The sequence below is a fragment of the Streptomyces sp. DSM 118878 genome (assembly GCF_052936595.1).
The window spans coordinates 4,544,459-4,562,844 of record NZ_CP193622.1 but is presented as its reverse complement, the minus strand read 5'-3'; the positions used below and the strand labels follow the sequence as shown (position 1 = coordinate 4,562,844).

Below are 18,386 nucleotides of genomic sequence, written 5' to 3'. Positions count from 1 at the left end.
GTCCAATCACCGTAGCGACAGCGGCCTATCGACATATTTATAGTTGGGCGCGCCCAAAGGGCACGGAGGGAAGGAACGCCGACATGGACCTGGCCCTGCTGCGCACCTTCGTGACGGTGCACCGGGCCGGTTCCTTCACCCGCGCGGCGGCCCTCCTCGGCCTCTCGCAGCCCGCGGTCACCTCGCAGATAAGGACGCTTGAGCGTCAGTTGGGCCGCCCTCTCTTCCTGCGCCAGGCTCGCGGGGTGACCCCCACGACCATCGGGGACGAGCTCGCCCACAAGGCCGCCCCGCACCTGGACGCCCTCGTGGAGATAGCCGAGACAGGGCTCGACGAGGACTCCTCGGTGCGTACGCTCCATCTCGCGGGGCCGCCCGAGTTCACCGCGGAGCGCGCTCTGCCCGCGCTCACCGCGCTGATCGGCCAGGACGGCCACGGTTACGCCCTGCGCGCGTCGTTCGGCACCGCCGAGGAGGCTCTGGAGGGGCTGGCCGCGGGCCACCATGAGCTGGCCATCAGCACGGTACAGCCGCGCGGCGGGCTGCTCACCGGGACGCCGCTCTGCGACGAGGAGCACGTTCTGGTCGCGGGGGAGCGCTGGGCCGCCCGCATCGGTCCCGGCAAGCTGCGCCGTACAGGGGCGCCACCGCTGGAGAACCTGCCGGTGGTCGAGGTGCACGAGTCGCTGCCGTTCGTCTCCCGCTACTGGGCCGCCGTCTTCGACGCCCGCCCCGCGGCCTCCGGCGCCGTCATCGTGCCGGACCTGCGCGCGGTCCTCGCCTGCGCGGCCTCGGGCGCCGGACTGGCCGTCCTGCCCCGCTATCTGTGCGCCGAAGCCCTCGAACGCGGGGACGTCGTGGCGCTGCTCGACCCCGCGGTGCCACCTCTGCGCACGTACTTCCTGGCGGTGCGGACGGGCACGCTGGCCATGCCGCACATCGCGCGGGCACATGAATGGCTGCTACGGGCTGCGGCCGGCTGGGCTTGATGGCCTCTCCAGCCGGTCGCGATGTTTCACGTGGAACAGTCCGGGCCACATTCCCCCCATGACCGTCCGACCTGTGGTCAAGCGCACCGCACGCGCCGTCCTGCTGGACGGAGACGACCTGATCCTGATCAAGCGGACGAAACCGGGCGTCGATCCCTACTGGCTCACCCCCGGCGGCGGCGTGGAGCCGGAGGACACCACCGTCGTCGACGCCCTGCACCGCGAGCTGGACGAGGAACTCGGGGCCAAGGTCACGGACGTCGTCCCCTGCTTCGTCGACACCGTGGAACACATCGGGGAGGACAGCGGGTCCACGGGCGTGAAGGTGCAGCACTTCTTCGTCTGCCGACTGGAGTCCATGGATCTCAGCCGACGGCACGGCCCGGAGATCGAGGCGCCGTGCGGTGAGTACGAGATCGTGCGCGTGCCCTTCACCCGGGTCGGCATCGCCTCGGTCCATCTCGTACCGCTGTCCCTGCGGCACTACCTGGACGGCAACATCGAGGGCGTACGCGCAATGCACGCCCCTGACCTGGGCTGATGCTCGACAGCTGCGGTCTGGCCAATCCGGCCAATCGTCTGCCGCTCGCGTAGGGACGCCTTCCGCCCACGATCGCCTCAGATATCGCCGCCCCGCACCAATGCGTAGGCCTTGCGAAGGTCCTGGCCGACATAGGTGTGGGTCGCCAGGCTCACCAGCCGCGGATCGGCGTTGACGGCGACCGACACCGGCACCGCGGCGAACAGCTCCAGGTCGGAGAGCGAGTCCCCGTACGCGACACAGTCGCTGATGCTCACTCCGAAGTCCGCACAGAGGCGGTTCGTGATCTCCACCTTGGCGGCCGCGTTGAGAATGCCCGTCGGCTCCACCGGCTCCGTGAACGGTACGGCGGGGAAGCGTGAGCCGTGCGCGGCATGCGCTCCCCACGCGGTGAGCCGTTCGACGAAGAAGGACGGCGAGAGGGACACCACCGCGCAGTAGTCCCCGCCTTCCCGGATCTCGGCCCACGTCTCCCGGATCCCGGACAGCCAGGGCGCGCACTCGAAGGCGGCCGTCACCTGTGCGTCCGTGAGCTCCGCCCACAGGGCGTGCACCCGCACCGCGTACTCCGGCGAGTCGATGTGTCCCGCGACGAATCCACGCTCAAGCGCGGCGATCTCCGCGTCCAGGCCGAGCTGCCGCGAGATCAGTACGGGAGCGGCCGTGCCGTACAGCAGCGTCCCGTCCAGGTCGAAGAGGTGAAGGCGTGCCATGTACGCCGAGGCTAGTACCCACGATTACTTCCGCGGTCAGACGACGGATTCCGCCCCGGTCGGCACGGTGTTTCACGTGAAACTAAGCCGCCCCGCTCGTCGGGCCACCCTGGTCGTCCATGTAGTCGGCGCAGCCGGCTGGCTCGGGCTCACGCTCGGCCTGGCCGCTCTCGCCCTCACCGCGCTCGTGACGGAGTCCCCCGCGGCCACCGAGGCCGCCGTGCGCTCCATGAAGGTCTTCTCCGACTGGCTCGTACTGCCACTCGCTGTGCTCACGCTCCTGAGCGGGTTGCTGCTCTCCGTGGGCACGCCATGGGGCCTCGCCAGGCACCGCTGGGTCTACACGAAGTTCTGGCTGACCCTGATCACCACCGCCGCCTCCGCCTTCGCGCTGCGTCCCGGCATCAACGAGACGGTCACGACCGTGGCCGCGGGCGAGCCGATCACCGACGCGGCCGGTCTGATCGCCGGCCCGCTCGTCTCACTCGCCGCCTATGCGTTCATGACGGTCCTTTCGGTGCTCAAGCCCTGGGGTCTCACCCGGCGTGGGCAGAAGCAACGTGGAAAACAACGTGGTTCTGCCCACAAACGGGTGGACGCCGAGGTCGTACGTCAGACAGCCTGATCCGGGTGTCGACACCTTCCCTCTCCGCTCTGCCCATCCGCCGGCTCACCCCCCGCGATGTGACGTTCTGCGCCGACCTCTCCGAGGACCGGGGCTGGCCTCGCGAAGAACACAAATGGGGCTATCTGTTGTCGGCCGGAACGGGCTACGGCATCGACGACCCCGACGGCAACGGCCTCATCGGTGCCTACGTCGTGACCCGGTACGGCCCCTTGGAGCGACCCGATCTCGCGGCGATCGGCATGGTCCTGGTCGCCGAGCGATACGCCCGCCAAGGCATCGGACGCAGCCTGATGCGGTACGCCGTCGAGGCGGAGGCCACCACACCGCTGACCCTCCACGCGACACCGCACGGGCGGCCGCTCTACGAGCAGCTCGGCTTCAAGGTGATCGGGCGGGCCGAGATGGTCTGCGGCCGCTTCGCCCCCGCGGGCCCACTCCCCGCCGTGGACACCCGCCCTGCCACCGCGGAGGATCTGAGCGCCATCCTGCGGCTCGACACCGAGGTTTTCGGCCACGACCGCACCCATGTGATCACCCGGCTGCCTGCCTTCACCGACCAGTTGCGGGTCGCGGTGTCCGACGGCGAGATCATCGGGTACGCGGGCGCCTGGCCGAACATGGAGACCCATGTCGTCGGCCCGCTCATCGCCCGTGACACCGAGACCGCGAAGTCGCTCATCGCCTCGCTCGGCGCTCACAGCGACCGCCCCCTGCGCACCGACATCGACGTACGGCACGAAGAGCTGCTGGCGTGGGTGAAGGAGAGCGGTCTCGAACACATCGCCTTCAACGCGGTGATGGCCCACGGCATCCCGGAGCTGCCCGGCGACTGGACCCGCCGCTTCGCGCCGCTGACGGTGGCGGCCGGCTGACGCGGCCCGCACGACGCGAGAAGGCCCGCCCTCGACCGCCGGGAATCACCGGCATGCGAGGGCGGGCCTTTCTGTTCGCACCCGTTCGCGGAGTTACACGAGGACTTCCACGGCCGCCGTCGCGAAGCCGTGGTCCTGCTCCGGCGCACCGCCGCCGACACCGATCGCGCCGATCAGCCGACCCTCGCGGTGGACCGGTACGCCGCCCGCGATGAAGAGCAGCGGCCGGTCAAGAGCGGTGGGAAGGGTGTGGAAGAGACCGCCGGGCTGCACCGCGTCGACCAGGTCGGCGGTCGGGGCGTTCAGCTGGAGGGCGGTGTACGCCTTGCGGGTGCTGGTCTCGCCGGAGATCAGCACGGCCCGGTCGTCACGCCGGAAGGCGAGGAGGTGGCCGCCCGCGTCGAGGACGCTGACGCTGACGGTGACGCCGGCCGCCTCGGCCGCGCGACGTGCCGCGCCGACGAGCGCCTCTGCGTCCTCGGTGGTCAGCGGGGCGACAGCGGTGGTGCTCATGGGTGTTTCTCCTTCAGGGATGGCGCTGGTGGGGGGATGGGGTGGTCAGTGGTGGACGGGCGTCGCCTGTTCGACAGGTGCCGCGCCGGTCACGACCAGGCTCGGGAGGGTGACGGCGGAGCGGCGCTCCAGCACGGCCGAGAGGATGGCGAGGAGCAGGGCCGAGCCTGCGAGGGCGGCGCCCACCCAGTTGGGGGCGGTGTATCCGAGGCCCGCGGCGATGACGATGCCGCCGAGCCAGGCCGCCAGGGCGTTGCCGAGGTTGAAGGCGCCGATGTTGACGGCCGAGGCGAGGGTGGGGGCACCGGACGCCTGGTCGAGGACGCGCTTCTGGAGCGGCGGTACGGTCGCGAAGCCCAGGGCGCCGATCAGCGTGATCGTCACGGCTGCGGCGATCTTGTTGTGCGCGGTGAACGTGAACAGCGCCAGCACGACGGTCAGGCCGCTCAGCGAGACGAAGAGCAGGGGCATCAGCGCCCGGTCGGCGAACTTCCCGCCGATCAGGTTGCCGGTGACCATGCCGAGGCCGAAGAGGACGAGCAGCCAGGTCACGGAGGAGTCCGCGTAACCGGCGACGTCCGTCATCATCGGCGCCAGGTAGGTGACGGCCGCGAAGACCCCGCCGAAGCCGAGGACGGTCATCGCCATGGCCAGGAGCACCTGTACGTTGCGGAAGGCCGCCAGTTCGTGGCGGAGCCGCCCGCCTTCGGGCTTGGGCAGGTCCGGGACGAGCTTGGCGATGCCCGCGAGCCCGATGACGCCGAGAGCGGCGACGATCGTGAAGGTGATGCGCCAGCCGAGCGTCTGGCCGACGAGGGTGCCGAGCGGCACACCGACGACGTTGGCCACGGTCAGGCCAGTGAACATCATGGCGATCGCGCCGGCCTTCTTCTCCGGGGCGACCAGCTCGGCCGCGACGACGGAGCCGATGCCGAAGAAGGCGCCGTGGGCGAGAGAGGCCACGACGCGGCCCGCCAGCATCACGCCGAAGACGGGTGCGACGGCGGAGAGGAGGTTGCCGACGACGAACAGGCCCATCAGCAGCATCAGCATCCGCTTGCGCGAGATCTTGGTGCCGAGCACGGTCATCAGCGGGGCGCCGAGGACCACGCCCAGGGCGTAGCCGGTCACGAGGAAGCCGGCGGTCGGGATGGAGACACCGAAGTCGCCCGCGACCTCGGGCAGGAGCCCCATGATCACGAACTCCGTGGTCCCGATCCCAAAGGCCCCGATCGCGAGGGCCAGTAGCGCGAGAGGCATGGATCTACCTTCCAAACGATTGCGGGTGCGCTTAACGAGCGCCCACAATAATTGCAGACGCGGGTTAAATGCAAGCGCCGTATATCGCGCCCGTGGATTACCCTGGGCCGTAGCCACTCCGGGACGGAGGAATGAAGAGCCATGACAGCGACCGACCCCGCACTCACCGGCCTCGCTCAGGGCTGGTGCGCGCTCTCCCTGCTCCACGGGCAGATCGAGACCCACATCGAGCGCGCACTCCAGGCCGAGCACGGGCTGAGCGTGCGCGAGTACTCCCTGCTCGACGTCCTCAGCCGCCAGCACGACGGTGAGGGCGGGCACCTTCAGATGAAGCAGGTCGCGGACGCCGTGGTACTCAGCCAGAGCGCAACCACCCGCCTGGTCACCCGCCTCGAGGACCGCGGGCTCCTCGCCCGCTACCTGTGCCCCACCGACCGTCGCGGCATCTACACGGACGTCAGCGAGTCAGGCATCGCGCTCCTCGCCGAAGCGCGCCCGACCAACGACGCGGCCCTGCGCGAGGCGCTCGACGAGGCGGCGCAGAAGCCGGAGCTCGCCCCGCTGGTCAGGGCCGTCGAGACCCTCCGCGTACCGGCCTAGAGGGGCGGACGGCCAACCCCGAGGAGCCGCCTCGTGCCGGCACGCCTCCCCCTATGCTGCGCCCATGGGAGATCTTGAGATACGCCCAGCCGTCGTCGGCGACCTGTCGGCCATCGTGGCCATGCTCGCCGACGACCCCTTGGGCGCAACGCGTGAATCGCCGGACGACCTCACCCCGTACGTCACGGCATTCGAGCGTCTGGACGTCGACCCGAATCAGCACCTGGTCGTCGCCGTGCGCGAAGGGCGCGTGGTCGGCACACTTCAACTCACGATCGTGCCGGGCCTCTCCCGCAAGGGGGCGACGCGGTCGATCATCGAGGGAGTGCGCGTCCACGCCGACGAGCGAGGCAGCGGGCTCGGCACCCGCTTCATCGAGTGGGCCGTCGACGAATCGCGCCGCCAGGGCTGCCAGTTGGTCCAGCTGACCTCCGACGCCACTCGCACCGATGCCCACCGGTTCTATGAGCGGCTTGGGTTCACCGCGTCACATGTGGGATTCAAGCTGCAGCTCTGAGGCGGCGCCGTACGAGTGCGTTGGATCAGAGTGATGGACTGTTTCACGTGAAACATAGCCTGCGGTTTCGCATGATGCGTGGTCTGCTGTTTCACGTGAAACATGGCCTGGCGTTTCACGTGAAACGCTCCCTCGCCCGGGGCCACCCGGCCTATCCAGGTCGGTCTACGGGGTCAGAAGCCGCGCCACCCCTGCGGATCCACGCCGCCGGGGATCGGCGCCCCCTTGTCGTACGGCTCGCGCGTGAAGACGAACGACCCCAGGTTGAGATGGCTCACCGAACCGTCCGCCGTGCGCACCGCCTGCAACAGCTCCCCCGCGTAGTAGCCGTTGAGCCCCATCCACGTGCCGTCACCGTTGGCGCGGAACCGCGCCTGGCGCCCCGCGCCGGACAGCGGGCCCAGCTCCACGCCACCGTCGGCCGTGAGCCGGAGCGCGAGGACCTGAGTGCCCCAGTACCAGGGCCCGGCCAGCTCCAGGACCTTCTCGTCCACTTCGGACAGAGGCCGCCATGGTGCGGGGATGCGCGGCTCGGCCTCGACGACGATCTTCACCAGGTCCGCGGCGAGCTTGGCCACCAGCGGCCCCGAGGTGCAGTTGGCGAGCGCGACTGCGGTCACGCCGTCCCGCTCGCTCACCCAGAGCCCCGCCAGGAATCCCGGCAGCGAACCCGTATGGCCCGCCAGGTCGATCCCGTCGTACATCAGCAGGTCCAGGCCGAGACCATAGGCCCTCTCCCGGCTCTCCGGCTGCGACGGCGCCGACGGGGTGCGCATTTCACGTACGGACTCGGCGCTCAGGACCCGGTCGTCACCCTTCGCCAGGAAGCTTCCGAAGCGCACCAGGTCAGCCGTCGTGGACCACAGCTGCCCGGCCGGGGCCATCAGCCCGAGGTCCTCCACCGGCTCCGGCATCATCACATCGGCCCACGGGTGCACGGCCCAACCCCCGGCGTGCGGCGCCTCGGCCTGCGCGCTCGTACGGTTCAGACCCAGCGGTACGAGGACCTCGCGCCGCAGCACCTCGGCCCAGGGTGCGCCCCGCACCTCCTCGACCAGAGCTCCCAGCAACGTATAGCCGGGGTTGGAGTAGTGGTGGAGCCGGCCCGCGGGGTGCTTGAAGGGCTGCTCGCCCAGGACGTCGGAGAGCTTCGGACGCGTCGAGCCCGGCGTGCGCTCCCACCACTCACCCGGGGTCTCCGCCGCCAAACCGCCGGTGTGTGCGAGGAGTTCGGCGATCGTGACCTCCCCCACGCCGGTATCGGGCAGGTACTTCTCCAGAGGGTCCCCCAGGCTCAGCAGGCCCTCGTCCCGCAGCCTCATCACGAGCACGGCGGTGAAGGTCTTGGTGATCGAGCCGATGCGGTACTGGACGTTCTCGTCCGGCGCGTGCCCGTCCACCATGCTGCGGCCGCCGCTCCACACCAGCTCGCCGTCCCGGCCCACGGAGGCGACCAGCGAGGGCGCACGACCCTGCGTCTGTTCGGTGGCGATGCGGTGCAGCAGGGCCCGGCGGGTGGCGGGGAGAAGTTCTTCCAGGGGATTCGTCATGGGAACAGTGCACCTGGGAGCCGCTTCCACGTCGAGCGAATTCGGGCGAGGCCCAGAGGCCGACCGCCGTCCCCTCACTCAGATGGCCGCCGTAGGTGACCACCTTGCCGTGGACGCCCTCCGGTCGGCGCCGACCGACCGGAGGACGGCGTCGGCTCAGAGCAGCGCGTGCGGATACTGCTCGGCGCGGTCCTGGAAGGCCAGGACCGCCGGGTTCTGGACCTTGCCGTCGCGGATCTCGATCGCCCGTTGAATCGTGCGGTCACCGTCCCAGCCGGTCGGCCCTTCGAGGACCGGCCGCAGGAACGGGATCAGCGCCTGGCTGTTCTCCCAGGTCGCCGAGTCCCACAGGTACGAAGGGCTGTGGTCCACCGCGTAGTAGTTGATGTGGTCGCCGACGGTGAACATCGGCTCGTTGAAGGTGGTGGGCCGAGCCCAGGCGAAGCCCATGCCCTCGTCGCAGGAGACATCGATGACGAGGGTGCCGGGCGCGAGCTTCGGCAGGTCCTCCTCTATCAGGAACATCAGCGGCGCCGCGGTGTCCTGGAGCACGCAGTTGACGATGATGTCGTGCCCGGCGAGGAACTCGGCCAGTGGCACCGGGCCGTCCTCGGTGAGCGCGTTGCTGCGTCGCGGGTCGAGGGTGTCGTCGGCCACGTCGTGGTCGAATCGCACGATCCTGGCCGAGTGGATCGGTGAGCTCACGGCGGCGACGCCGCGAGCGGTCAGCACGTCCACGTCGTGAACGCCCAGCGCGCTGAGCGCGGTCACCGCGCCGCGCGCGGTGGCGCCGAAGCCCATCACCACCGCACGCCGCCGACGCCCGTAGTCACCGGTCGCCCCGGTCAGCTGCATGGCGTGCAGCACCGACGAGTAGCCGGCCAGCTCGTTGTTCTTGTGGAAGACGTGGAGGCTGAATCCACCCTCCCGGGTCCAGTGGTTCATCGCCTCGAAGGCGATCAGCGTGAGCCTGCGGTCGATGGCGGCCTGCGTGACCTTCTCGTCCTGCACGCAGTGCGGCCACCCCCACAGCACCTGCCCGTCCCGCAGCTCCGCCAAGTCCTCGTGCAGCGGTTTGGCCAGCAGGATGACGTCACACTCCGCGATCAGCTCCTCGCGTGAGCGGAAGCCGGCCACCCACGGTGTGAGCTGGTGGTCCGAGACACCGAAGTGCTCGCCGTAACCGGTCTGCAAGTAGATGCAGGCCTGGAGGTCGGCGTCGATGCGTTCGAAGTGTGCTGGGTGGATCGGCAGACGGTGCTCGTTCTCTTTACGGGTCTGCGACATGATTCCGAGCTTGAGCTGCTGCAAAATACCCCTTTGATTACTGCCTGTGTAACACACCCCGGGGCGCGGGGACTTGGTCGGCAGTGTTTTCTCCGGGCCGACGCCTGGGGTGGGCACCCGATCCCGGTGCGGCAGCACCGCAGACCGGCCGGGGTACTCAGCGGGCGAAACGTGGAGCCGCCGACGGCTCGGACAGTGATCATGGCATGCGGCGTAGGGCCAGCCTGCGACGGTGATCGGGCGTGAGTCGGCCGGGTCGCGGCGGACCTGGATCAGGGCGATCGAGGCCAGGCCGAACAGCAATCCCCACGGGCAGGAACAGCCGCCCGGCGTCCGGACGCCGTGCACCGAGCTGGGTGTCGAGTATCACGACGAACATGCATGGGTTCTGTCTCATCGCCGTGTCATTTCCTCTGCGGGTTCCTCCTGGCCGCAGCGGCCACGCGTTTCCCGACGCGGGTCAGTTTCACCGTCAGGGCAGCAGGACGACCTTGCCGAGGTTGGCACGCGCTTCGATGATCTCGTGCGCTCGCGCCGCGTAAGCCAGCGGAATTTGGGCGTGGACGACCGGTTGCAGCTGCCCGGACAGGGTCAGCTTCCACAGTTCCTCGCCATGCTGGTCATAGAGCTCGCGCTGAGTGTTGGCAAACCTCGCCATGGTGAGACCGGTGATGGTTTTCGATCCTGCCAGGAGGTCGAAAGCGGGAACGGTTCCTCCGCCCGAGTTGAAGAAGACGAGTCGCCCGCCGGGTGCAAGGGCGGAGACCGCACGTGGGAGTAGATCTCCGCCGACTCCGTCCAGGACGACGTCGACTGGCTCCCCCCAGTGCTCGCTGTGGTAGGTCACGATCTCGTCGGCGCCCAGACCGCGGAGGAATTTCCCCTTGGTGTGCGAGCTCACGGCCGCGACAACCCGTTCAATGCCCTGAAGCTTGGCCAGTTGGACCGCGAGATGCCCCACTCCGCTCGCGGCGCCCGTGATGAGGACCGACTCGCTCACGAGGGGGCGGGCCGTGGCGAGGGCGGCGAGGGCGACGTGTCCGCTGCGCACCAGCGCGACGGCTTGGACGGCGCTCGCTCCATCCGGTATACGGCTCGCCATGAAGCCGGGGGTGATTGCCTGTTCGGAATACGAGCCGCCGCTGAAAGTGAGCGACGTGATGCGGTCGCCGACCTCGAAATCCGTCACGGCCGGGCCAAGGGCGATCACCGTTCCGGCGACCTCGCCTCCAAGGACTCCCGGTAGCGGCGTCCTGCCGTCCTCGCCGCGGACCTTGCGCACGGAGGGAAGGGTCACGCCGATGGCTTCCGTGCGGATCAGCAGTTCCCCCGGGCCGGGCTTGGGGGCCTCCGCATCTTCGACGCGGAGCACTTCCGGACCGCCGTACTCATAAAAACGAACCCGACGCATGCACACCTCCATGTCATTGGGAGACCCAACGATAGCGAAAGGTCGTAGGGACCCCCAACGATTTTCTGGTTAGCCTGTCCCCATGTCCGAGACCACCCGCGCTCCCGCCCGTATTCGCTCCCTTCCCAGCTGGCTCCTGGGCCGTGCCGCGGCTCGGGGGCACCGGCTCGTCGCCGAAGCCCTCGCTCAGGTGGGCATGCGGATGATGCACCATGCGGTCCTGTCGGCAGTCGCCGAACTGGGTCCCGTATCTCAGGCCGAGCTGGGCCGCAGCCTGAGCATCGATCCCAAGGACATGGTCGCGATCCTCAACGACCTCCAGAGCGATGGCCTCGTGGCCCGCACGCCGGACGCCAAGGACCGTCGCAAGAACGCCATTGCCCTCTCGCCTAGCGGGAAACGTCGCCTGCTTCAGACGGAGAAACTGGGCCGTGAGGCGAACGATGAGCTGACCGCTGTCTTGACGCCTGCCGAGCGGACCCAGCTCATGGGCCTCCTCGCGCGCATAATCCAGCAGGAAGAGCCCTGCGCTGAAACCGGCCCAGGTGGCGAATAGCAGCTCGTCACGCATGCCGGGAAGACAGCGAGGCAGCCGTCCCACCCTCAGGTCAGGAAGCCTCAGCATGGTGTCCACATTCTCGGCCGGCGCCTTCCATGGTCACGTTCCGGAGCCGGACACTCGCGCCGCTGCGGCAACGCTCCTGCCGAACCGGGTAGGTCTCATCCTGCGGCCGCGTTGGGGTCGGCCCAGGCCTTTCTCCAGGCGGTTGATCTGGGTCACCAGCGTCGCTGGTGAATGCCAAGGGCTCGGGCCGCTTCAATGACGGTGGGGCAGGGCAGGGCGGCGACGAAGCGCTCGAGTCGCTGTCGGCCGTAGAGGCTCGTGAGAGCGTCACGTAGGACGGCAGGGATGCCGGTGGCTTGCTCGCCGGCGCGGAGGGCGGCGTCGTGGCTTGCTCCTCCGCGAGGGCGTCCTGTGGGCCCTCGCGGAGCGGGATGCCGTACTCCTTGGCGAGGTCGGTCAGCACTCTGCGGGAGAAGTCTGCCCGTGCGATGGGCTGAGTGGCCGGTCAAGATCAGTGATGAAAGTTTGCGTCCAGAGCAAATGATGGATGGCAGAACGAACTTGGGTCCCCGGACGGTCCGGCAGGCAGCCCGCGAACCTGCCCCAGGAGGAGCCCGTCAAGGTCAACCTCCCGGAGCTCCTCCAAGACTTGAGAGCGCTGAGCAGCCAGTCTCTGCGGTAGCCCGCCAGGAACCGGATGTTCTCCAGTTCCACGGCCGGAGGCTCGCTCCAGACCTCGTACTTCCATACCCGCGACTCCACCGCCTGGCGGGTCCAGTCGAATGTGAACGCCACCTCGGGCTTGGACAACCGGCGCAACGGCCTGACGTCGACAACCACCGGAACCTGCCCAGCGAGCAGGAGATGGTCCGGGATGTGACGGCAGACCTCCCCTCCAGCATCGTCTTCAGCAGGAAGGGCTGGGCCACGATGCCGCGTACAGACGAATCGAAGTCGGCGAAGAGCAAGCGCGACAGTTCCAGGCGCGACTCATAGATCACGTGGTCGCGCATCGTCGCCGACCAGTAGGTCCCCGAGTAGTGCTTCTGGCCCTTGTACCAACGGAACGTCCGCCATGGACGAACAGGATCAGGTCTGCGCCATGTCCACGAAGCGGGAGTAGTGCCCCTGGAAGGCGACCGTGATCGTCGCCGTCGGGCCGTTACGGTGCTTGCCCACGATGATGTCGGCCTCACCGGCGCGCGGTGATTCCTTCTCGTACGCGTCCTCGCGGTGCAGCAGGATCACCATGTCGGCGTCCTGCTCGATCGAACCGGATTCACGGAGGTCGGAGACCATGGGCTTCTTGTCGGTGCGCTGCTCGGGGCCACGGTTCAGCTGGGAGAGCGCGATCACCGGCAGCTCCAGCTCCTTGGCAAGGAGCTTCAGGTTTCGTGACATGTCCGAAACCTCCTGCTGTCGGCTCTCGGACCGCTTGGATCCGCCGGACTGCATCAGCTGGAGATAGTCGATGACGACGAGCTTCAGGTCATTGCGCTGCTTGAGCCGGCGGCACTTCGCGCGGATCTCCATCATCGACAGGTTCGGGGAGTCGTCGATGTAGAGCGGGGCGGCCGAGACGTCCGGCATGCGGCGGGCCAGCCGGGTCCAGTCCTCGTCCGTCATCGTCCCGGACCGCATGTGGTGCAGCGCCACCCGGGCCTCGGCGGACAGCAGACGCATCGCGATCTCGTTGCGCCCCATTTCGAGCGAGAAGATCACGCTCGGCATGTTGTGCTTGATCGAGCAGGCGCGCGCGAAGTCCAGCGCCAGCGTCGACTTACCCATGGCGGGACGCGCGGCAATGATGATCATCTGGCCCGGGTGCAGGCCGTTGGTGAGCTGATCGAGGTCCGTGAAGCCGGTCGGCACACCGGTCATCTCCCCGGACCGCGAACCGATCGCCTCGATCTCGTCGAGGGCGCCCTCCATGATGTCGCCGAGCGGCAGATAGTCCTCGGCGGTGCGCTGCTCGGTGACCGCGTAGATCTCGGCCTGGGCGCTGTTGACGATCTCGTCGACGTCGCCGTCGGCCGCGTATCCCATCTGGGTGATGCGGGTGCCGGCCTCCACGAGACGGCGCAGGACCGCGCGCTCGTGGACGATCTCCGCGTAGTACTCGGCGTTCGCCGCGGTCGGGACCGTCTGCACCAATGTGTGCAGATACGATGCGCCACCGACCTTGGTGATCTCCCCCCGCTTGGTGAGGTCGGCCGCGACCGTGATGGGGTCGGCCGGCTCGCCCTTCGCGTACAGGTCGAGGATCGAGGCGTAGATCGTCTCGTGCGCGGGGCGGTAGAAGTCATGGCCCTTGAGGACCTCGACGACGTCGGCGATGGCGTCCTTGGAGAGCAGCATGCCGCCGAGCACGGACTGCTCGGCGTCGAGGTCCTGCGGGGGGACGCGCTCGAAGGACGAGCCGCCGTCCCAGCCGCTCTCGCGGCCCCGCTCATGCTGCTCGTCGCGGCCCCGGCCTCCGTCGCGGCGCTGACGGGAGACGGGCAGACGGTCACTGGGACCGCTGTCGGCCCAGGGGTCGTCCAAAGGCTCGGAGATACTCACCGGGCCACCTCCTCCCGTCCGCCGAGCGGACCTCGCCGTGCCCCTCTTTCCTAAGGCACGACACTGACAAATACGGGGGCCCGACTCCGGTTCTGACGCGTTGTTTTCGCGGGGTTTCCGAGGTCGTCCGACGAGGCGGGCGCCGGACCACGGTAGGCCCGCGGGCACCGTCAGCCAATCTGGTTATCCACAGGCGCTGTGGATGACGGGCCCGTTGCTGTGGAGAACTCGGGGAAACCTGTGCACGGCTCGGTGGACAGCCCTGTGAACAAGCACTCAGCTCCGCCAAAAACACCTGGCTGACCTGCGGTTTTCCCGTCCACCGGCTGTGCAGGAGAAAAAGTTTCCCAGTCTGGCGAAGTTCCTTGCGAACGGCCTGCCACGGAGCGTTCACCCGGGGTCAGAGTAAGGGGCCCAAAGACGTTGCATCTCTTACCTGTGGAAGATTAGATTGGTGCTCATGACACAGGCTTCCGCCGCGCCCAAGGCCGACCGACGCAGGCACGACCGAGAGATCATCGCGCTCGCCGTACCCGCCTTCGGCGCGCTGGTCGCCGAACCCCTTTTCGTACTCGCCGACAGCGCCATCGTCGGCCATCTCGGCACCGCGCAACTGGCCGGACTCGGCGTCGCCTCGGCCCTCCTCACGACCGCGGTGAGCATCTTCGTCTTCCTCGCCTACGCCACCACCGCCGCCGTCGCCCGACGCGTGGGTGCCGGAGATCTCCCGGCCGCCATCCGTCAGGGCATGGACGGCATCTGGCTCGCGCTGCTGCTCGGCGCGGCGGTCATCGCCGTCGTACTCCCCAGCGCACCCGCGCTCGTCGACCTCTTCGGCACCTCGGACACCGCGGCCCCGTACGCCGTCACGTATCTGCGGATCTCCTCGCTCGGCATCCCGCCCATGCTCGTGGTGCTCGCCGCCACCGGCGTGCTGCGCGGCCTCCAGGACACCAGGACTCCCTTGTACGTCGCGATCGGCGGCTTCGTCGCCAACGGCGTCCTGAACCTCGGCCTGGTCTATGGAGCGGACCTCGGCATCGCCGGCTCTGCCTGGGGCACCGTCATCGCCCAGTGCGGCATGGCCGCCGTGTACCTCTTCGTCGTCGTACGGGGCGCCCGACGCCACGGTGCCTCGCTGCGCCCCGATGCCGCCGGAATCCGTGCGTGCGCGCAGGCCGGAGCGCCGCTCCTGGTCCGCACGCTCTCCCTGCGGGCCATCCTGATGATCGCGACGGCCGTGGCCGCCCGGCTCGGTGACGCCGACGTGGCCGCCCACCAGATCATTCTGTCCCTGTGGAGCCTGATGGCCTTCGCGCTGGACGCCATCGCCATCGCCGGTCAGGCGATCATCGGACGGTACCTCGGCGCCGACGACCCGGCGGGCGCGCGCGCCGTCTGCCGTCGCATGGTGCAGTGGGGCGTCGCCTCGGGCGTCGTCCTCGGCCTGTTGATCGTCCTCGCCCGGCCGCTGTTCATCCCGCTCTTCACCGGCGATGCCGCCGTCCAGGACGCGGCCCTGCCCGCCTTGGTGGTGGTGGCTCTCGCACAGCCGATCTGCGGCATCGTCTTCGTGCTCGACGGTGTCCTGATGGGCGCGGGCGACGGACCGTATCTCGCGTGGGCCATGCTGATCACCCTCGCGGTCTTCACGCCCGTGGCCCTGCTGGTGCCCACGCTGGGCGGTGGGCTCACCGCCGTGTGGGGGGCGATGTCCCTGATGATGACGGTGCGCATGCTAACCCTGTGGTCGCGCTCCCGCTCCGGCCGCTGGCTCGTCACAGGAGCCACGCGCTGACCGTTTCCCGCTGTTTCACGTGAAACCCGCGGACACGTGAAACCCGCGACACGTGAAACTCCGCGGACACGTGAATCTCCCCGAAAGGAAGGGGCCGCACCCAAACGGGTGCGGCCCCTTCACTCAGTCCTGCCGAGAGCGGTGCTCAGGCGGAGACGACCTCGATGTTGACCTTCGCGTCAACCTCGGGGTGCAGACGCACGGACGTCGCGTGGGCGCCCAGGGTCTTGATCGGCGAGCCCAGCTCGACGCGGCGCTTGTCGATCTTCGGGCCACCGGCAGCCTCGATCGCCGAAGCGACGTCGGCCGGGGTGACGGAACCGAAGAGACGACCGGCGTCGCCGGAGCGGACGGCCAGACGGACCTTGACGCCCTCGAGCTGGGCCTTGACCTCGTTGGCCTGCTCGATGGTCGCGATCTCGTGGATCTTGCGCGCGCGACGGATCTGCGCGACGTCCTTCTCGCCACCCTTGGTCCAGCGGATCGCAAAGTTCCGCGGGATCAGGTAGTTGCGGGCGTAGCCGTCCTTGACGTCTACGACCTCGCCGGCGGCGCCGAGGCCGGAGACCTCGTGGGTGAGGATGATCTTCATTATTCGGTCACCCTTCCCTTATCGCGCGGTGGACGTGTAGGGCAGCAGCGCCATCTCACGGCTGTTCTTCACGGCCGTGGCGACGTCACGCTGGTGCTGCGTGCAGTTGCCGGTCACGCGGCGGGCACGGATCTTGCCGCGGTCGGAAATGAACTTCCGCAGCATGTTCGTGTCCTTGTAGTCCACGTACGTGACCTTGTCCTTGCAGAAAGCGCAGACCTTTTTCTTCGGCTTGCGCACAGGCGGCTTCGCCATGGTGTATCTCCTGTGTGATCAAGAAGTGGGGTTACGGCCCACCCTCGCCCGTGGCCCGAAGGCCCCGAGGCTTAGAAGGGGGGCTCGTCCGAGTAGCCGCCACCGGAGCCGCCGGAGCTTCCGCCCCAGCCGCCACCGCCGCCGCCTTGCTGCTGACCGCCGCCACCGGCCGGCGCACCGGTCGCCCAGGGGTCGTCGGCGGGAGCACCGCCACCGCCACCCTGCTGCTGACCGCCGCCGGAGCTTCCGCCCCAGTTGCCGCCCTGCTGGCCGCCGCCACTGCCGCCGCCGTAACCCCCCTGGCCGCCTCGACCGGTGGTCTTGGTGACCTTGGCCGTGGCGTTCTTCAGGCTGGCGCCGACTTCCTCGACGTCCAGCTCATAGACCGTGCGCTTGATGCCCTCACGGTCCTCGTAGGACCGCTGCTTCAACCGGCCCTGCACGACGACGCGCATGCCTCGCTGGAGCGACTCCGCGACGTTCTCCGCCGCCTGACGCCAGACCGAGCAGGTGAGGAACAGGCCTTCGCCGTCCTTCCACTCATTGGTCTGCTTGTCGAAGATGCGGGGGGTGGACGCGACACGGAACTTCGCGACCGCCGCACCGGAGGGGGTGAAGCGCAGCTCGGGGTCGTCGACAAGATTGCCGACGACCGTGATGACGGTCTCGCCTGCCATGGGGGAACCTCTCGGCGGGTTTGCTGCTGGCTGCTTGTTGCTGCTACTCGATTCCCGGGTGCCGCTGAGCTGGAAGCTCAGTGCATCTCGGGACGGAGGACCTTGGTCCGGAGGACCGACTCGTTCAGGTTCATCTGCCGGTCGAGCTCCTTGACGACCGCAGGCTCGGCCTGAAGGTCGATGACCGAGTAGATGCCCTCGGGCTTCTTCTTGATCTCGTAGGACAGACGACGACGGCCCCAGGTGTCGACCTTCTCGACCTTTCCGTTGCCCTCACGGACGACGGAGAGGAAGTTCTCGATCAACGGGGAGACAGCGCGCTCCTCGAGATCGGGGTCGAGGATGACCATCACTTCGTAGTGACGCATGTGGAACCCACCTCCTTTGGACTCAGCGGCCACGGTCGTTCCGTGGCAGGAGGGTCGTGATGCGTACGCAACGGTATCGGCCGCCACTGACAATCGGCTCCCGCGAGCGGGAGCTCATGCCGTGGGCCAAGGCAGACACCGGTGCAGACGGTACAGACTACCCGCCCCGAGGCTTCCGGTTGAAATCCGGCGGTGAAAGGGGAGAATCTGTACACATCGGGTGTCTATGGCGCTACGATGCGCCGTCTTTCCGCAGGAGGTGCCTCACATGGCACAGGCAATGCGACCCCACGCCGCGACGTCCCTCTTCTCCACGGACGGCAAGCCCCATCCGCTTCAGGACACACTCCTGGCCGTGACCCTGGTGCTCGGAGTGGTCGCCTTCGTGACGGCGATGTTCCACCATCTGCATCTGCTCAGCTCGTGGGCAGGTCTGATCGGTATCGCCACGGGCCTGTACGGCCAGTACATCTCCGAGACGACCCGCGAGCGCTTCGGCCTGATCCTGGGCCTCGGCGCCTCGGCGATGGGCTTCTTCCTCGGCATGGCGCACGGCGGGCTCTTCGGCGGAGTCCTGGGCGTCTGAACGGCCTCGCGGGACCCCCGGTCCGGGCGGGCCGGGGGTCGAGGTCGTGTACAGCCAGACGGGGCGCTCCCGGGGCGCAGTAGGCTTCGGCGCGAGAGCCGG

Annotated in this window: 20 protein-coding genes; 9 read left to right on the top strand and 11 right to left on the bottom strand. The window is 68.6% G+C overall.

Going from position 1 to position 18,386, the window contains the following annotated elements:
• The first annotated feature begins 83 nt into the window (after positions 1–83).
• Together ACRAKF_RS20270 and ACRAKF_RS20265 are read left to right on the top strand one after the other, a co-directional pair.
• A complete protein-coding gene (locus ACRAKF_RS20270) occupies positions 84–989 on the top strand; it encodes a LysR family transcriptional regulator (RefSeq protein ID WP_447038590.1) in 906 nt (301 codons plus the stop codon).
• A 58-nt stretch (positions 990–1,047) separates the two neighbouring features.
• Complete coding sequence (locus ACRAKF_RS20265; RefSeq protein WP_447038589.1) at positions 1,048–1,530, top strand: NUDIX domain-containing protein; 483 nt, start codon at positions 1,048–1,050, stop codon at positions 1,528–1,530.
• 77 nt (positions 1,531–1,607) lie between these two features.
• Here the strand turns inward: ACRAKF_RS20265 and ACRAKF_RS20260 are convergent, their stop codons facing one another.
• Positions 1,608–2,243 (bottom strand): HAD family hydrolase, encoded by a 636-nt coding sequence (locus ACRAKF_RS20260; RefSeq protein WP_447038588.1) that lies wholly within the window; start codon positions 2,241–2,243, stop codon positions 1,608–1,610.
• Between the two features lie 76 nt (positions 2,244–2,319).
• Here ACRAKF_RS20260 and ACRAKF_RS20255 point away from each other — a divergent pair, with 76 nt between their 5' ends.
• Together ACRAKF_RS20255 and ACRAKF_RS20250 are read left to right on the top strand one after the other, a co-directional pair.
• A complete protein-coding gene (locus ACRAKF_RS20255) occupies positions 2,320–2,868 on the top strand; it encodes a DUF2269 family protein (RefSeq protein ID WP_447038587.1) in 549 nt (182 codons plus the stop codon).
• A 5-nt stretch (positions 2,869–2,873) separates the two neighbouring features.
• Entirely contained in the window at positions 2,874–3,743 is an 870-nt protein-coding gene (locus ACRAKF_RS20250) for a GNAT family N-acetyltransferase (protein WP_447038586.1), read from the top strand.
• 93 nt (positions 3,744–3,836) lie between these two features.
• On the opposite strand, the gene ACRAKF_RS20245 is transcribed toward ACRAKF_RS20250, so the two are convergent.
• Both ACRAKF_RS20245 and ACRAKF_RS20240 read right to left on the bottom strand, forming a co-directional pair.
• Entirely contained in the window at positions 3,837–4,256 is a 420-nt protein-coding gene (locus ACRAKF_RS20245; RefSeq protein WP_447038585.1) for a GlcG/HbpS family heme-binding protein, read from the bottom strand.
• Between the two features lie 45 nt (positions 4,257–4,301).
• On the bottom strand, positions 4,302–5,516 hold the full coding sequence (locus tag ACRAKF_RS20240) for an MFS transporter (RefSeq protein ID WP_447038584.1): 1,215 nt from the start codon (positions 5,514–5,516) through the stop codon (positions 4,302–4,304).
• A gap of 141 nt (positions 5,517–5,657) precedes the next feature.
• Here ACRAKF_RS20240 and ACRAKF_RS20235 point away from each other — a divergent pair, with 141 nt between their 5' ends.
• Complete coding sequence (locus ACRAKF_RS20235) at positions 5,658–6,116, top strand: MarR family winged helix-turn-helix transcriptional regulator (RefSeq protein WP_447038583.1); 459 nt, start codon at positions 5,658–5,660, stop codon at positions 6,114–6,116.
• A 64-nt stretch (positions 6,117–6,180) separates the two neighbouring features.
• Positions 6,181–6,633 carry an N-acetyltransferase family protein gene (locus ACRAKF_RS20230; protein WP_447038582.1) on the top strand — a complete coding sequence of 151 codons (453 nt, stop codon included), beginning with the start codon at positions 6,181–6,183 and terminating at the stop codon, positions 6,631–6,633.
• Between the two features lie 173 nt (positions 6,634–6,806).
• Here the strand turns inward: ACRAKF_RS20230 and ACRAKF_RS20225 are convergent, their stop codons facing one another.
• The 3 genes from ACRAKF_RS20225 to ACRAKF_RS20215 all read right to left on the bottom strand — a co-directional run bounded on the left by ACRAKF_RS20225 (position 6,807) and on the right by ACRAKF_RS20215 (position 10,881).
• On the bottom strand, positions 6,807–8,183 hold the full coding sequence (locus ACRAKF_RS20225; protein ID WP_447038581.1) for a serine hydrolase domain-containing protein: 1,377 nt from the start codon (positions 8,181–8,183) through the stop codon (positions 6,807–6,809).
• A gap of 156 nt (positions 8,184–8,339) precedes the next feature.
• Positions 8,340–9,494 carry a N(5)-(carboxyethyl)ornithine synthase gene (locus tag ACRAKF_RS20220; RefSeq protein ID WP_447038580.1) on the bottom strand — a complete coding sequence of 385 codons (1,155 nt, stop codon included), beginning with the start codon at positions 9,492–9,494 and terminating at the stop codon, positions 8,340–8,342.
• Between the two features lie 448 nt (positions 9,495–9,942).
• Positions 9,943–10,881: a quinone oxidoreductase family protein gene (locus ACRAKF_RS20215; protein WP_447038579.1), complete on the bottom strand. Its 939-nt coding sequence runs from the start codon at positions 10,879–10,881 to the stop codon at positions 9,943–9,945.
• An 82-nt stretch (positions 10,882–10,963) separates the two neighbouring features.
• Between ACRAKF_RS20215 and ACRAKF_RS20210 the strand changes: the two genes are divergently transcribed.
• Positions 10,964–11,437, top strand: coding sequence for a MarR family winged helix-turn-helix transcriptional regulator (locus ACRAKF_RS20210; RefSeq protein ID WP_447038578.1), 474 nt, complete (start codon positions 10,964–10,966; stop codon positions 11,435–11,437).
• Positions 11,438–12,535: 1,098 nt separating this feature from the next.
• Here the strand turns inward: ACRAKF_RS20210 and dnaB are convergent.
• Positions 12,536–14,008, bottom strand: a complete 1,473-nt coding sequence (gene dnaB, locus ACRAKF_RS20205; protein ID WP_447038577.1) for a replicative DNA helicase — start codon at positions 14,006–14,008, stop codon at positions 12,536–12,538.
• 460 nt (positions 14,009–14,468) lie between these two features.
• Here dnaB and ACRAKF_RS20200 point away from each other — a divergent pair, with 460 nt between their 5' ends.
• Positions 14,469–15,806: an MATE family efflux transporter gene (locus ACRAKF_RS20200; protein WP_447038576.1), complete on the top strand. Its 1,338-nt coding sequence runs from the start codon at positions 14,469–14,471 to the stop codon at positions 15,804–15,806.
• Between the two features lie 145 nt (positions 15,807–15,951).
• On the opposite strand, the gene rplI is transcribed toward ACRAKF_RS20200, so the two are convergent.
• The 4 genes from rplI to rpsF form a co-directional block, all read right to left on the bottom strand.
• Complete coding sequence (rplI, locus tag ACRAKF_RS20195; RefSeq protein ID WP_447038575.1) at positions 15,952–16,398, bottom strand: 50S ribosomal protein L9; 447 nt, start codon at positions 16,396–16,398, stop codon at positions 15,952–15,954.
• Positions 16,399–16,416: 18 nt separating this feature from the next.
• Positions 16,417–16,653, bottom strand: coding sequence for a 30S ribosomal protein S18 (rpsR, locus tag ACRAKF_RS20190; RefSeq protein WP_003949403.1), 237 nt, complete (start codon positions 16,651–16,653; stop codon positions 16,417–16,419).
• 71 nt (positions 16,654–16,724) lie between these two features.
• Positions 16,725–17,330 carry a single-stranded DNA-binding protein gene (locus ACRAKF_RS20185; RefSeq protein ID WP_447038574.1) on the bottom strand — a complete coding sequence of 202 codons (606 nt, stop codon included), beginning with the start codon at positions 17,328–17,330 and terminating at the stop codon, positions 16,725–16,727.
• Between the two features lie 77 nt (positions 17,331–17,407).
• A complete protein-coding gene (gene rpsF, locus ACRAKF_RS20180; protein ID WP_016644628.1) occupies positions 17,408–17,698 on the bottom strand; it encodes a 30S ribosomal protein S6 in 291 nt (96 codons plus the stop codon).
• Positions 17,699–17,966: 268 nt separating this feature from the next.
• Between rpsF and ACRAKF_RS20175 the strand changes: the two genes are divergently transcribed.
• Positions 17,967–18,284, top strand: a complete 318-nt coding sequence (locus ACRAKF_RS20175; protein ID WP_447038573.1) for a hypothetical protein — start codon at positions 17,967–17,969, stop codon at positions 18,282–18,284.
• Positions 18,285–18,386: the final 102 nt, after the last annotated feature.